The following is a 14,640-nucleotide window of genomic DNA, read 5'->3' on the forward strand; positions in this document are numbered from 1 at the left end:
GTCAGGCGCCGGATGAACGCCGCCGTCAGCCCCGTCTACCAGACCGCCGTCACGGAGCTCGAGGCCGTGCTCTCGCCGCGCATCGTCTCGCGGGCGCTCAAGGACGGGCTCCGGCAGCTGGGACGGTCGCCGGACACGGCGGACCTGATGGACATCGAGAAGGTCATGAAGTCCCAGGTCTACCGTCAGCTGCAGGTGCTGATGCCGGTGACCCAGGCGAAGGAGACCGTGGCCGGCATCCTCGACCGGCTGGCGACGTCCTCCGCCGGCGCCAGCACCCCGTCCGTGGCGGGCAGCGACGCCCTCAAGGTGCAGGCCAAGCGCCTCGCCGCCCTGCAGGCGGAGCTGAAGCCGTTCAACCTCTACTTCGAGTGGCCGGAGGTCCAGAAGCTGCGCGCCCAGGTTCAGCTCGCCGAGGCCGACGCCGCCGCCGGCCGCGAGGCGCCCGGGCTACTCGCCGACGGCGAGGCTCAGCTCGAGCTGGTCAAACAGAAGCTAGAGGACCAGCTCGTGCTGCAGGCTCGCGACCTGGCGGTAGTGCAGGAGGCGCTCGAGCAGGTGCGGGAGGTCGGCGGCAACAGCGTTAGGCGCCTCGAGACCCTCGTCAACCAGGTGGCCGCCGCGCAGGCGCAGCGCCACCTCGTCCAGGCCGAGCTCGAGCGCGCCCACCGCCTCGCCCGCGAGTTGCGCAAGGCGCTGCCCGTCGAGGCGGCAGCGGCCACCCAACCCCCGGCCGCGACCGACAGCGAGACGCTCGACCCGGCGGCCCGCGACGCGACCACGGGCGCGGAGCCCACGGTCGCGCGCGGCGACGCCACGGCGCCCGAGCCCGAGCCGGCGGCGCCGCCGGCGGCGCCGGACGGCGGCGTGGCGGGGCGCAGCCACCGCCTCGACATCGACGCGGAGCTCCACGACCTACGCACGCTCGAGAGCGACTACGCCAACGTGTTCGAGTACCTGCCGGAGCTGGCCGTCCGGATGGCGGAGCTGAGGTCCGAGCTGGAGGCGGAGCGCTCGGTCGCCCAGGTGCTGGAGGGGATGCGCGCCGACCTCGACGCCACGACGCGCGCCGTGCGCGAGGACCTGCGCGAGGAGCTCGAGGAGATGAGCGCCAGGGTCGCGGCCATGCGGTCGGACGTGGCGACCGCCGAGCTGGACCAGGCGCTGCGGGTGACCCTCGGCATCCTGGAGTCGAGCCTGCCCAACCGCACCGACGTGGAGCACGTGCGGCGCCTGCACCAGTTGGCGCTGGAGCAGGAGGGCGTCCTGCAGCACGAGGACGAACAGCGGGCCGCCGGCCTCGCCGCGCAGTCCGAGCTGCTGGAGCGGCTCGAGTCGACGCTCCTGCGCCGCGGCGACGACGCCGACGTGCGCGAGGAGGTGGACAGGCTCCGCGCCGAGTTCGACCACCTGCGCCTCGCCCATGAGCAGAACACCGTCGCTCACGACCTCGTGTCCGCGGCGCGGCAGGCCGAGGAGGACCTCGCCAGGAGCCTGGCGGCACGCGCCACCGAGGCCTCCGAGAAGCTGGTGGCGCAGTTGACGGCGCTCCGCGCTCAGCTCGAACGCCTGCCGGTCACGGCCACGCTCACGGACCGCGCCGACACCCTCCGCCACGAGGTCGAGCGCCTCCTGCAGGAGCAGGAGAGCGCCTCCGCCGTCGCCGGGCTGCTGCTCGACGACGACCCCGGACCGCCCACCCTGGTCGACGACGGCGAGCTGGCGTCGCTGACGACCGAGGTCGACGCCCTTCGCCAGGAACTGACCACCAGCCTCCGCAGCCGCCTCATGCGGCTGGCCGAGGAGGCCACGGCGCTGGGGAACCACCCGCTGATCGAGCACATCCAGCGCGCGCTGCTCGGGCTCGAGCTCGGCCGCTACCCCGACCTGGCGCAGTTCCAGGCGGCGCTCCGGCAGGAACGCGAGGCGCAGCGGCAGGAGCAGCTCGACGAGCTCAAGCGGTTGGCGCAGGCGGCGGCACATTTCGAGGGGGACGGCCGCGGCGCGGAGCTGAAGGCGCTCCTGGCCGACGCGCGCGAGCGGATCCAGGCGGGCGAGCCGGCACAGACGCTCAAGCGCGCCGGCGAGCTCCTGCGCGAGCTCGAGGAGCAGGCCGACGCGGTGCTGGCCGGCATGCCGACGCGGCTCGACGCCGCCCTGGCAGAGCTCGAGCCGGTCTCCAAGCTGAATAGCGACGGCGTGGTGACGGTGCGTCGGATCCTCCACCACCTGGACTCGCAACGGGACGCTCTGCCGCGCCTGTCGCGCGGGCTTCAGTTGCAGCTGGAGCAGGCCCTTGGCCAGGCCGAGCGCATGCTGGTGGAACTCCGCGGCGAGTACGAGGCCACGCGCCTGGTGGCCGACCAGGTGGTGAGCGGTGGCCTGCTCGACGGGGTCCTGGGGCTGTTCCGGACGGCCGACCCACCGCCGGCGGAGCCCGAGACGCCAACCTTCTCCCGCCAGGCGGTCCTCGACGAGTACCTGAGCGAGAAGTACGTGAAGGGGGGCGCGTGGATGGACGCCGCCGGCGCCCTGCTGGCCGGCACAGACGACACGTTGCCTGCCGGCGCCACCGATCCCAGCCCCGTGCCCCTGGCCGGCGCCACGGCCGCCTGCTGGCAAGCCGACGACGAGGCGCTCATCGTCGCCTGGCTGCCCAACGGCGAGTGGCTGGCGTTGCGGCTCGGCGACCCCGACCTGGCCGGGCTGATGGTCAACCGGGTGAGGCGCGACGCCGCGACCTGGCCCCTCGCGGGGGCGGCGCCGGGCGACGGGTGAGCGCCGGGACCGCCCTCCCGCCGGCCGGCGCCCTCCCCCTCGCCTCCCTCGACGCCACCACCGAGCTGGCGCGCGCCGCCCTCGCCGCCCTGCCGAACGGCAGCCTGCTGGTCCTGTCCGGGCCGCTGGGCGTGGGCAAGACCACGTTCACCCAGGCGTTGGCGTCGCTACTCGGCGTGGAGGCGCCCGTGAACAGCCCCACCTACACGCTGGTGCACGAGTACCCCTCGCCCGCGGGGACCCTCGTGCACATGGACGCCTACCGGTTGGGTGGCGCCGCGCCGTTGGCCGGGACCATGCTCGACGACTACCTCGAGCGGGCGCGGCTCGTGGTCGTCGAGTGGGGCGAGGGCCTGCTCGACGCCTACCCCGAGGCGTGGTGGCTCGAGTTCGGCTTCGGCGCCGCCGACGACGGCGAGGGGAGCCGGGTGCGGTGGGCCCGCTGGGGCAGGCGGCCCGTCACGTGACGGGCGAGCGGAGGATCCTCCTCGGCATCGACTGCTCGAGCGCCCACCTGGCGCTCGCCTTGGTCGACCCCGAGCTCGGCGTGCTGGCGGCCGGCGCCGACGACGTGGGGCGGGCCCACGCCGCGCTGGTGATCGCGGCCTTGGATGCGCTCTTCGAGCGGGCGGGGATCGCGCCCGGGCGGGTCGGTCTCATCGGCGTGGGGGTCGGGCCGGGCTCGTACACCGGCGTGCGCGTGGGCGTCGCCACCGCCACGGGGTTGGGGCGCGCCTGGGGGGTCCCGGTGGCGGGGGCCTCGAGCCTCGTCGCCGTCGCCGGCACGCGCGCCGCGCCTGGAGAGGAGGTGGTGGCCGTGATGGACGCGCGCCGCGGCAACGTGTACGCGCAGCGGCTATTGCGCAGGGAGGCCGGGCCGTCCGTCCCGACCTACGACGAGCTCGAGGCGCCCCGCAAGCTTGGTCGGGCCGCGCTGGCCGCCGCCTACCCGGGTCTGCGCGTGGTGGAGGGGGCGCCGCCGGACGCGGCCGTCTCCGCGCTAGCCGCCGTGGCGGGGCGCCGGGTCGAGCCCTACTACCTGTGACTGGCGTTATACTGCGGCACCGCGAGACCACGGCGTGCTCGTGGACCGTCTCCCGATGCCCCTCACCGGCCGCGCGCCCCGGGCGTCGCTTCGGCCCGGGCTGCGTCGTGGAGCCGTGAGCCCCGTGGGGCGGGAGTGAGCATGTTCTTCAAACTAGGTCAGGAGATGGGGGTCGACCTGGGCACGGCGACCGTCCTCATCTACGTGAAAGGCAAGGGCATCATGCTGCGCGAGCCGTCGGTCATCGCGATGGTCCGCGATACCGGCGAGGTGAAGGCGGTGGGCGAGGAGGCCTACCGCATGCTCGGCAGGACCCCCGGGAACATCGTCGCAGTGCGCCCCATGCGCGACGGCGTCATCGCGGACTACGACCTCACGGAGAAGATGTTGCAGGCGTTCGTGCGCAAGGTGCTCACGGGGCCCAGCCGGCTGTTCAAGCCGCAGATCATGGTGTGCGTCCCCTCCGGCGTGACGGAGGTGGAGCGCCGTGCCGTCCTGCAGGCCACCCGCGAGGTGGGGGCCCGCAAGGCGTTCCTCATCGAGGAGCCGCTCGCCGCGGCCATCGGGGCCGGCGTCAAGATCGCCGAACCGACCGGTTCGATGATCGTCGACGTGGGCGGTGGCACCACCGACATCGCCATCATCTCGCTCGGCGGGATCGTCGTGTCTGAGAGCCTGCGGATCGCCGGCAACGAGTTCGACGAGTCGATCATCAGGCACATCCGCCACAAGGAGAACCTCCTGATCGGCGACCGCACGGCCGAGACGGTCAAGACGCACGTCGGCGCCGCCATGCTGCGCGGCCCCGCCGACGACGACTCGATGGAGGTGCGCGGCCGCGACCTCATCAACGGCCTCCCCAAGAGCATCACGGTCACCACGAAGGACGTCGTGGAGGCGCTGAAGGAGCCCATCGCCAAGATCGCCGACGGCGTGAGGCGCGTGCTGGAGCAGGCGCCGCCGGAGCTCGTGAGCGACGTCATCGACCGGGGCATCATCATGACGGGTGGCGGCGCGCTGCTACGCAACTTCGACGAGCTGCTGCGCGAGACGACCGGCATCCCCGTCATGGTGGCCGACAACGCGACCGAGTCGGTGGCGCTCGGCACGGGGCAGGCGCTCGACATGCTCCACGTCCTGCAGGACGCCCTGATCTCCGACAACTTCCTGAGGCGCTGAGGGTGGCGGCGCAGCCGCGCGCCGCGCGTCTCGTTCGCGGGGAGCGGCCGCGCCCGGCGCCGGCGCAGGTGCTTGTCGCGGCGGCCTGCCTGACGGTGGCGCTCTGCATGGGCACGGTCGGGCACGCCCAGCGCGGCGCGGCGCCCGACATGCCCGTCGAGCAGGTGGTGGTGGGCGACAAGGGCCACGCAGTGACCGCCGGCCCCGGCAACCGGCTGGAGCGGTTCCCCATCGAGGTCGTGGCCGTCCAGTGGGAGGGCGGCGCCGGCTTCCCGCTGGTGTTGGTGCGGGCCGGTGGCGAGTTCATCGCCGCCGCCGGCGGCGTGGCCGCCGGCATGAGCGGTAGCCCCGTCTACGTCTCCACCGAGGCGGGCGACGCGCTGCTCGGCGCCATCGGTTACGTCTTCCCGCGCGCCGATCACGACCTCGCGCTGGTGACCCCGATAGCCGTGATGCGGCGGGCCCTGCCCGGGCGCATGCCGCCGTTCGTCGACGTCCCCGGGGTGGGCCGGGCCGTGCCGGCGGCCACCCCCGTCCTCATGACCGGCGTGTCCACGCGCGCGGCCGCGCTGTTGGCGCCGCTCTTCAGGGACGAGCGCGTGGCGCCGTTCGTGGCGCAGGGGGGCGGCACCGGACCGGGTTCGCCGAGCGGGGCGCCCGGCGCGGCCGACGAGTTGGGGCCCGGCTCGGCGCTCGCCGTGGCCCTCGCCTGGGGCGACGTCAACATCCAGGCCGTGGGGACCGTCACCGCGGTGGAGGACGGGGAGCTGCTCGCCTTCGGCCACCCCTTCCTCGGCCTCGGCCGCGTGGCCTACCCCGTCGTCCCGGCGGAGGTCACGGCCATCGTGGCCAGCGCCGACGTGCCGTTCAAGCTCGCCAACGCGGGCGGGCCCATCCTCGGCACCGTGGAGCAAGACAGGCCGGGCGCCATCGCCGGACGCCTCGGCGTCGAGCCGCCCGCCATCCTGGTCGAACTCAGCCTGCTGGGGATCGGCCCCAGCACCAGCTACAGCTTCAGTGTCCCCGCCGACGACCGCCTCTACCCCCCCGTCGTCGGCACCGGGGTGCTGGCGCTGCTCGACCGCTACCTGAGCGCGACCACCGGGGGCTACGCCGAGGTGGCGTGGGAGATCGCGTTGGGGAGCGGCGAGCGCGTGAACGTGCTCGAGCAGACGAACGACGCCACCGACATCGGCTACCGGGCGGCGGTCCTCGCCTTCTCGCCGCTGGCGCTCCTCGCCGACAACCGGTTCGGGGAGAGCGACGTGACGCGGGTCTCCCTCGCCATCCGGCTCGACGAGCGCCAGCGCGTGGCCACTCTGGAGGAGGCCGTCGCGGAGGAGACGACGGTCGCGGCCGGCGAGAACGCCATCGTCCACCTGCGGCTGCAGCCCTACCGCCAGCCCGCCATCGTGCGCAACGTGAGCGTGCCCATCCCAGCAGACATGGAGGGGGAACTGACCCTGCTGATCCGCGGCGGCGACGTGCCGCGCGACACGGGCGACGCTCACGTGGACGAACAGGAGGTCGACAGGCCGCGCAGCTACCCCGAGCTCCTCGACGCCCTGCGCCAGCAGGTGCAGGCCAGCGAGCTGGTCGTGGAGGTGGTGACACCGGACGGTGACGTGCTGCGCCTGCTGCGAACCCCGTTCGCGTTCGTCGTGGACGGCAACGAGCGCGTCACCCTCGAGGTGGTCGTCGCCGAGGACACGGACGAGGGCACCGGGGCCGACGGCGCCGAGAACGTTGGCGAGGACGGCGATGCTGCCGGCGGGGCCGGGGAGGAGGGGGCAGAGGATGACGAGCGGTGAACGCCTCACGGTCGGCGAGCTGCTGGAGGCGCTGGGCGCGCGGCTGAGCCGCGGCGCGGTCGAAGACCTCGCCCGGCCGCTGGAACGCCTCTGCGACCGCGGCATGCTGGCGCTGCCCGACGCGCGGCCGGCGGTCAGCGCCTGCGTGATGGCCGCCGCGGACGCGGCGGCAGGGCCGCCGGAGCCGGCCCCGGCACTCCTGGTCGTGCCCGCCGGCACCCCCTGGCTGGACGGCTACCCCGGCGCGGCCGCCGAGGTCGCCGACGCGCGCCTCGCCCTGGCACTGGCGAGCGCCTTGTTCGTCGACCCGCACCTGCCCCCGCCGGGCGTTCACCCGCGGGCCGTCGTCCACCACACGGCCGTGCTGGGCGAAGGGGTGCGCGTCGACGCCGCGGCCGTCGTGGCGGCCGACGCCGTGGTCGGCGCCGGTAGTTGCGTGGGGGCGGGCGCCGTGGTCGGCGCCGGCGCGCGCCTCGGCGTCGACTGCCGCCTTCACCCCGGCGTGACGCTCTACCCGGGCGTGGTCCTCGGCGACAGGGTCACGCTTCACGCCGGCAGCGTCATCGGCGCCGACGGGTTCGGGTACGCCGCCGGGAGGACGGGCGTGACGAAGATCCACCACCTGGGCGGCGTGGTGCTGGGGGACGACGTCGAGGTCGGGGCCAACACCTGCATCGATCGCGGCACCCTCGCGGACACGGTGGTGGGGGCGCGCACCAAGATCGACAACGCCTGCCAGGTCGGTCACAACGTGCGGATAGGCTCCGACACCCTCATCGCGGGCTTGACGGGCATAGGGGGCAGCGCGCGCGTTGGCTCGGGCGTGATCATCGGCGGGGCGGTGGCGGTCAGCGACCACGTGACCATCCACGACGGCGCGCGCGTTGCCGGGCGCAGCGGCGTCACCAAGGACGTCCCCGCCGGCGCGACCTGGGCCGGCTTCCCCGCCAGGCCGCACCGGCAGTTCGTGCGGGAGCTCTACCTGCTCGGCAAGCTCGAGGAGTGGTGGCGCCGCACCAAAGCGGGCGGCGAGGGCGCGGGGCCCGCCTGATGGTCCGCGTGGCGGGGCGGGCCGTCCATAGCGGCCTCACCTGCAGCGTGACGCTGCACCGGGTCGGCGGCCCCACCCGCTTCCGGCGGGGATACGTCGAGGTGCCCGCCGACCTGGCGCACGTCATCGGCGCCGAGCGCGCCACGAGCCTGGGCGCCGACGGCGCCAAGGTACACATGGTGGAGCACCTGCTGGCGGCGTTGCGGGTGGCCGGCTTCTTCGCGGGCGTGCTCGTGGAGGCCAGCGCCGACGAGCTCCCGATCCTCGACGGCTCCGCCGCCCCGTGGGCCGCCGCCGTGGCGGAACTGGGCGAGCCGCCGCCGGCGCCGGCGCCACTCGTGATGACAGCGCCCGTTAGCGTGTCGGTCGGCGGAGCGCGGGGGCGAGTGATGCCCGGCCGCGAGTCGCTCGCCTACGAGATCGAGTTCGCTCACCCCGCCATCGGGGTCCAGGCGTGGGCCGGGGGGCCGGGCGCCTACGGCGAGCTCCTCGAGGCGCGCACGTTCGGGTTCCTGAGCGACCGCGAGGCGCTGCTCGCGCGCGGGCTCGCCCTTGGGGCCGATGAGGAGCATGTTATCGTCTTCGCAATGGACGGGCCGTCGCGTCCCCTTCGCCACGCGCAGGAGCCGGTACGTCACAAGGCCCTCGACGCCCTCGGCGACCTGGCGCTGCTGGGTCGCCCGCTCGAGGGGGCCGTCAGCATCCACCGCGGTTCACACGCCCTACACCACGAGCTGGCGCGCGCCGCCCTCCGCCACGTGGGAGCGGAGTGAGCACCGGGGGCGCCCATCCGCAACCGATCCGCGTCGCCGTCGTCGGCGCGGGCGTCATGGGTCGGCATCACGCCACCAACTACATGACGCTGCCCCACGTCACGCTCGTCGCCATGGTGGACGTCGACGCCGCCAAGCGGACGCAGGCGCACCAGACCTTCAGGTGCGCCACCTACGCGACCGTCCAGGAGATGCTGACGCGCGAGGCCATCGACGCCGTCAGCGTGGCGGTGCCGACGAGCCTCCACTTCGCCGTCACCCGCGCCCTCCTCGACGCGGGCGTGCACGTGTTGGTCGAGAAGCCGGTCGCCACCGAGGTGGGGCAGGCCCGCGCGCTGGCGCAGCTGTCGCGGCAACGGGCGCTCGTCTTGCAGGTCGGGCACATCACGCGCTTCTACGGCGCCGTGCAGATGCTGGCGCGCGAGGTGAGGGAGCCGTACCTGATCGAGGCGCGGCGCCTATCGCCCTCGCAGCGGGTCAAGGACGTCGGGGTGGTGCTCGACCTGATGATCCACGACATCGACATCCTGTTGGGCCTCGTCGCCAGCCGCGTGACTGACGTTGCGGCCGCCGGGCTCCCTCTGAACGGCTCCCCGCTCGAGGACGTGGCCGCCACCCAGATCACGTTCGAGAACGGCTGCGTCGCGCGCCTCCTCGCCAGCCGCGTCTCCCCCGACCCGGAACGCACCATGCTCATCGCCGAGCGCGACAAGACGGTCAGGGTGGACTTCGGCAAGGAACCCTACAGCGAGGTGCAGTTCTTCCGGACGCCGGATGCCGCCAGGAGCGCCGGCCACGTCAGCCTCGACCGCCACCTGGTTCACGACGAGAACCCGCTGCGCAAGGAGCTCGAGCACTTCATCGCCCGCATCGAGCGTAAGGCCGACCCGATCGGGACGCTCGACGACGACATGCGCTCGCTGGAACTGGCCACAGACATCCTCGCCGCCATGCGTGCGGCGCGCCCCGTGCCGGTACACTGACGTGCCATGGTAGACGTCCGCGGCATCCTCCCCCACCGCTACCCGTTCCTGCTCGTCGACGCCTTCGTGAGCCAGGACGGCGACGACTTCGAGTGCCTCAAGAACGTGTCGCACAACGAGCCCTTCTTCGTGGGGCACTTCCCGACCGAGCCCGTCATGCCGGGGGTGCTCGTCATCGAGGCGCTGGCGCAGGCGGCGGCGGTGGGCCTGGCCGTGCGCGAGGGGAGGCAGGGGGAGCCCGGCGTCGGTTACCTCACCGGCGTCGACGGGGCCAGGTTCCGGCGCAAGGTCGTACCGGGGGACCAGCTCCGCCTGACCGGCACCATCGTCCTGTTCCGCCGTGGTCTCTGCAAGGTCGACGCGCGCGCCCTGGTCGGCGCCGAGGTGGTCGCCGAGGCGCAGCTGTCGTTCATGTACGCCCGCTGATGACTGCGGACGCCGGGCGGGCGCCGTCGGCGCACGTCCACCCTTCCGCCCGCCTCGCGCCGGACGTGACCGTCGGGCCGAACGTGGTCATCGAGGCCGACGTCGAGGTCGGCGCCGGCACGCGCCTCCTAGCCGGGACCGTGCTCCACGCCGGCAGCCGGGTGGGCGCCCGCTGCACGTTGGGGCCGTACGCGGTGGTGGGGGGCGAGCCGATGGACTCCGCGTTCAAGGGTGAGTCGACACTGGCCGTGGTGGAGGACGACGTGACGCTGCGCGACTTCGTGACCGTCCACCGGGCCACGGGCGAGGGCAACGAGACGCGGGTAGGCAGGGGTTCCCTGGTCATGAGCTACGCGCACGTGTCGCACAACGTGCGGGTGGGGCCCAACGTGACGATCACGACGGCGGCGCAGCTCGGCGGTCACGTGGTCGTCGGGCGCCACGCCGTGCTCGGCTCGGGCGCGCTGCTGCACCAGTACGTGCGGGTGGGCGCCTTCGCCATGTTCGGCGCGGCGAGCGCCGCCAACCAGGACGTGCTCCCATTCAGCATGGCGCGCGGCAACCCGGTGCGTCACTACCGCCTGAACGGGGTGGGTCTGAAGCGCAACGGCATCGTGGGCGAACGGTACGCAGCGCTGGAGCGCGCCCTGCGCTTCGTGCGCCGGCGCGACCTCGGCGCCCTGGAGGAGCTCGCGAGCACCAGCGCCGACGCCCGCGAACTGCTCGAGTTCCTGGCCGGCAGCAGGCGCGGCGTGGCGCGCTTCGTGAGCGGGGGATGAAGGGCGCCGTCGGCGGAGGCCCCTACCAGGTCGTCCTCGTCAGCAACGGCCCGGGCGAGCTATACACCTGGGTGCGCCCGGTGCTCGACGCCCTCAGGCGGCGCGACCCCTTAGTCAGGGTGGCCATCAGTCTCGTGCCCTGTCAGTTCGCCGGCGGCAACGAGGCGGCCATCGCCCGCACGTTCGCGCCGGACCTCGTCACCACGCCGGCGCAGTACCTGCGCGCCGCCGCCGTCGGCGCGGCGCCGGAGGGACTGAGCGCCGAGCCGGGGCGCGGCGTTGTGATCGGCCTCGGCGGCAACGCGGCGTTGACCGTGGCGCTCGGGCGCCGCCTCGGGCACCCCGCCTACCGTTACAGCTTCGAGCCGCACTGGCAGCGCGGCCTGACGGCGCTGCTCGTGCCGGACGAGCGGGTGCGCACGCGCGCGGTGAGGGCCGGGGCGCCCGCCGGCGCGGTGCGGGTGGTCGGCAACCTCGTCGCCGACGCGGTCGACGAGGCGACGCCGGCGGCCTCTCCGGGGTCGCCGCACGTGCTGCTCTTCGCGGGGAGCCGCGACGCGTTCGCCGTCCACCTCATCCCGCTCCTGATCGCCGTCGTCGACCGCTTGCGGGCGGCCCTGCCCGGCGCCAGGTTCGTGTGGCCCGTCAGCCGCCTGCTGCGGCCCGACACCATCGCCGCCGGCGTGGCCGGCAGGCACGCGGCCACCCTCGGCGGGGTGGCCGGCAGCCTGGTGGACGACGGGCCGACCCGCGCCGTGATCACGCCCGGGGGCGGCAGGCTCGAGCTCGTGCCCGAGGAGGAACGCTACGCGCACATGCGCGCCGCCGACCTCGCCCTGACCATCCCGGGCACCAACACGCTCGAGTTGGGGATAGCGGGCGTCCCGTCACTTGTGCTCCTCCCCCTCAACCAACCGGAGCTGATCCCGCTAGAGGGCGCGGGGCACTGGCTCGGCCTGGTGCCGCTCGTCGGCAAGTACCTCAAGCGGCACGCCGTGCGGATGTTCGTGAACGGCCTCAAGGTGCCCGTCTCGCTCCCCAACCGCCTGAGCGGCGAGGAGTTGATGGTCGAGCTGAGCGGCCATGTGGACCCGGCCCGGGTGGCGGAGGCCGTGCTGCGACTGCTCGCCGACCCGGCCGACCTGGCGGCGCGACGCTCCCGCTTGCACGCGACGATGCCGCGCCGCGGCGCGGCCGCCGCGCTGCTCGACGCCGTCCTGCCGGCCGCCTCCGGGCGGGCGCGAGCAGACGGTGGCGCGACGCTCCCGACCGCGGCGGCCGGGAGCGGCCGGACGTGAGCGCGACCGCCGGCGGCGGCCGCGCCCGGGCGCGGCCGACCGCGCTCCTGTGGCCCCGCTCGACCAGCGCCTGGCTGGGGGTGGCCGCGGCGCTCGTCGGGGCAGGGCTGCGGGTCGCCATCGTCCCCCTGTTCGTGGCGCCCCTGTTCGACGACGTGTTGCAGGCGCACGACCTGAGCGCCCTGCCGCGCGTGCTGGGCACCGCCGGCGCCGTGGCCCTCGGCGGCAGCCTCGCCCTCTGGGTGCAGGACGCGGCGCTCGGCCGCGCCGCCGCCCACCTGGGCGCCACGTGGCGCGACAGGCTCTACGCCGATCTCCTTGCCTCCCCTCCCGGCAGCCTGCCCGGGACGAGCGGCGCCCTGGCCGGCCGGGTCGTGAGCGACCTGCGCGAGGTCGAGACGTACTTCCGGTACGGGCTGGGCACCCTGGTGGCGGAGAGCGCGACGCTGCTCTTCATACTGGCGCTGCTCGTGAGGGCGGACGCGACGGCGGCGCTGGCCCTCTTCGCGCTCGCCCTGCCGGGCGCCCTGGTCCTGCGCCTCGTCGGGCGGCGCTTGGAGGGTGCCACGCGCGGCGCGCTCGAGGGCACAGAGGAGGTGGCGCACCACCTCCAGGAGGGCCTGAAGCATCACGAGCTCGTCCGGGCCTTCGGCGCCGTGGGCGCGATGCGCGAACGTCTCGGGGCGGCCAACCGCCGGACCGCGCGCGCGACGGCCAGGCGCAGCCTGATCGCCGGCCTCCAGACGCCGCTCACGCAGCTGTTCGTCTTCACCGCCATCGGCGTGCTGGTCGTCATACTGGTCGGCGCCGTCGCGCGCGACGCGGCGACCGTCGGCGACGTGACCGCGTTCCTCACGCTGGTGGCGCTGGCAGCGACCCCCACTCAGCTGCTCCCGCAGGGGTACGCCATGTACCGACAGGCGCGCGCCGCCGCCCGGCGCCTGCACGCGCTCCAGGGCGCCGCGCACTTGTCGCCTACCACGGGCGCGCACCCGCCGGCTGCGGCAGGCGACGGCCCGAGCGAAGGCGACGCGACCCCCGCCCCCACTAGCTTCACGGTGGCGCGCGCCCACGCTCAACCCGGCGAGGCGCCCCTACTGGCGCTTCACGGCGTGGCCTTCGGCTACGACGCCGCCAGGCCAGTCCTCGCCGGCGTCGACCTCAGCTTCCCACGGCGCGGCCTCGTCGTCGTGGGTGGACCCAGCGGCAGCGGCAAGACGACCCTGTTGCGGCTGCTGCTGCGCTTCGCGCGCCCGACGGCAGGGCGGGTGACGCTCGACGGCGTCGACCTTGCCGACGTCGACGAGGCCGCCCTGCGGAGCCGGCTCGCGTACGTGCCGCAGGGGCACGAGCTCCTGTCGGGGGCGTTGAGGGACGCCCTCGCGATGGGCCGGGTGGCCGAGGACGGCGAGCTGTGGTGGGCGCTGGAGGCCGTGGGCATGGCGGGCGCGGTGCGAGCGTTGCCGGCCGGCTTGGCGACGCGGCTCGCCGAGGACGGCGGCGGTTTCTCTGGCGGCCAACGTCAGCGGCTCGCCGTCGCCCGCGCCCTGCTCGGCCGCCCCGACGCCGTGCTCCTCGACGAACCGACCTCCAGTCTCGACGACGGCAGCGAGGCGGAGATCAACGCACTCCTCGCCCGGCTCGCCAAGGAGCGGCTCGTGCTCGCGGTGACGCACCGCCCGGCCCTCGCCGAGCGGGCGGACGTGCTCGTGCTCGCCGACGGCGTGGGGGCGCCGGCGTGATCTACGACGACGCGCCCGACCTCTACGACCTCCAGTACGCGGCCTACCGCGACGACATCCCGTTCTACCTTCGGCTCGCCGACGAGCTCGGCGGGCCCGTGCTGGAGCTGGGGGCCGGCACCGGCAGGGTCACGGCGGCGTTGGCCCGCGCCGGCCACGCCGTCGTCGCGGTGGACGCCGCGCCGGCCATGTTGGCGCGGGCGGGCCGGCGCCTCCCGGAAGGCGCCACCGTCGAGCTCGTCGAGGCCGACATGCGCGAGCTCGACCTCGGCCGCGAGTTCCCGCTCGTCATCGCCCCCTTCAACACGCTCATGCACGCCTACACCGTGCCGGACCAGGACCGCACCCTGACGGGCGTGCGCCGCCACCTGGCGCCGGGCGGCACCTTCGCGTTCGACCTGTTCAGGCCGCACCTCGGCCAGCTGGGGGTGGTGAGGCGCGAGCCGACCTGGGCAGGGCTCGGCGAGCACATTGACCTCTTCCTCGTGCAGGACCACGACCCCGACGCGCAGCTACTCGAGAGCGTGTACTACCTCGACGTCCGCTCGCCTGACGGCGCCATCACGCGGCGCCGCACGCGCCTCCTGCAGCGCTACTACCACCGCTTCGAGCTCGAGCGCGCGCTGGCGCAGGCCGGGTTCGGTCGGGTGCGGCTCTTCGGCGGCTTCGACAGGGGGCGCCTGGAGGCGTCGAGCGCGCTGATGGTGGGTCTGGCCGGCGGCTGAAGGGCGGCCCCGCCCTCGTCGTGGTCGCTGGACCGTCTCAGGGCGCGCCC

Annotated in this window: 13 protein-coding genes; all 13 read left to right on the top strand. The window is 74.4% G+C overall.

Going from position 1 to position 14,640, the window contains the following annotated elements; genetic code table 11:
• Nucleotides 1–12: 12 nt before the first annotated feature.
• The 13 genes from H3C53_02645 to H3C53_02705 all read left to right on the top strand — a co-directional run bounded on the left by H3C53_02645 (nucleotide 13) and on the right by H3C53_02705 (nucleotide 14,590).
• A complete protein-coding gene (locus tag H3C53_02645) occupies nucleotides 13–2,778 on the top strand; it encodes a hypothetical protein (GenBank protein MBW7915576.1) in 2,766 nt (921 codons plus the stop codon).
• On the top strand, nucleotides 2,775–3,245 hold the full coding sequence (tsaE, locus tag H3C53_02650) for a tRNA (adenosine(37)-N6)-threonylcarbamoyltransferase complex ATPase subunit type 1 TsaE (protein ID MBW7915577.1): 471 nt from the start codon (nucleotides 2,775–2,777) through the stop codon (nucleotides 3,243–3,245). Before H3C53_02645 ends, tsaE begins: the two co-directional genes overlap by 4 nt.
• Entirely contained in the window at nucleotides 3,212–3,823 is a 612-nt protein-coding gene (gene tsaB, locus H3C53_02655; GenBank protein ID MBW7915578.1) for a tRNA (adenosine(37)-N6)-threonylcarbamoyltransferase complex dimerization subunit type 1 TsaB, read from the top strand. The genes tsaE and tsaB overlap by 34 nt, the downstream gene beginning before the upstream one ends.
• Nucleotides 3,824–3,964: 141 nt before the next feature.
• A complete protein-coding gene (locus tag H3C53_02660) occupies nucleotides 3,965–5,002 on the top strand; it encodes a rod shape-determining protein (protein MBW7915579.1) in 1,038 nt (345 codons plus the stop codon).
• Between the two features lie 68 nt (nucleotides 5,003–5,070).
• On the top strand, nucleotides 5,071–6,813 hold the full coding sequence (locus tag H3C53_02665) for a hypothetical protein (GenBank protein MBW7915580.1): 1,743 nt from the start codon (nucleotides 5,071–5,073) through the stop codon (nucleotides 6,811–6,813).
• Entirely contained in the window at nucleotides 6,800–7,864 is a 1,065-nt protein-coding gene (gene lpxD, locus H3C53_02670) for a UDP-3-O-(3-hydroxymyristoyl)glucosamine N-acyltransferase (GenBank protein MBW7915581.1), read from the top strand. The genes H3C53_02665 and lpxD overlap by 14 nt, the downstream gene beginning before the upstream one ends.
• 8 nt (nucleotides 7,865–7,872) lie before the next feature.
• Nucleotides 7,873–8,637 carry a UDP-3-O-acyl-N-acetylglucosamine deacetylase gene (locus H3C53_02675; GenBank protein MBW7915582.1) on the top strand — a complete coding sequence of 255 codons (765 nt, stop codon included), beginning with the start codon at nucleotides 7,873–7,875 and terminating at the stop codon, nucleotides 8,635–8,637.
• A complete protein-coding gene (locus H3C53_02680; GenBank protein MBW7915583.1) occupies nucleotides 8,634–9,620 on the top strand; it encodes a Gfo/Idh/MocA family oxidoreductase in 987 nt (328 codons plus the stop codon). The genes H3C53_02675 and H3C53_02680 overlap by 4 nt, the downstream gene beginning before the upstream one ends.
• 6 nt (nucleotides 9,621–9,626) lie before the next feature.
• Complete coding sequence (fabZ, locus tag H3C53_02685) at nucleotides 9,627–10,046, top strand: 3-hydroxyacyl-ACP dehydratase FabZ (GenBank protein MBW7915584.1); 420 nt, start codon at nucleotides 9,627–9,629, stop codon at nucleotides 10,044–10,046.
• The gene (gene lpxA, locus H3C53_02690) at nucleotides 10,046–10,825 is read left to right on the top strand and encodes an acyl-ACP--UDP-N-acetylglucosamine O-acyltransferase (GenBank protein MBW7915585.1); all 780 of its coding nucleotides are present in this window, start codon (nucleotides 10,046–10,048) and stop codon (nucleotides 10,823–10,825) included. Before fabZ ends, lpxA begins: the two co-directional genes overlap by 1 nt.
• The gene (locus H3C53_02695) at nucleotides 10,822–12,123 is read left to right on the top strand and encodes a sugar synthetase (GenBank protein MBW7915586.1); all 1,302 of its coding nucleotides are present in this window, start codon (nucleotides 10,822–10,824) and stop codon (nucleotides 12,121–12,123) included. Before lpxA ends, H3C53_02695 begins: the two co-directional genes overlap by 4 nt.
• Entirely contained in the window at nucleotides 12,120–13,865 is a 1,746-nt protein-coding gene (locus H3C53_02700) for an ABC transporter ATP-binding protein (protein ID MBW7915587.1), read from the top strand. Before H3C53_02695 ends, H3C53_02700 begins: the two co-directional genes overlap by 4 nt.
• Entirely contained in the window at nucleotides 13,862–14,590 is a 729-nt protein-coding gene (locus H3C53_02705; GenBank protein ID MBW7915588.1) for a class I SAM-dependent methyltransferase, read from the top strand. The genes H3C53_02700 and H3C53_02705 overlap by 4 nt, the downstream gene beginning before the upstream one ends.
• Nucleotides 14,591–14,640 lie beyond the last annotated feature (50 nt).

The sequence above is a fragment of the Trueperaceae bacterium genome, assembly GCA_019454765.1.
Classification (GTDB): domain Bacteria; phylum Deinococcota; class Deinococci; order Deinococcales; family Trueperaceae; genus JAAYYF01.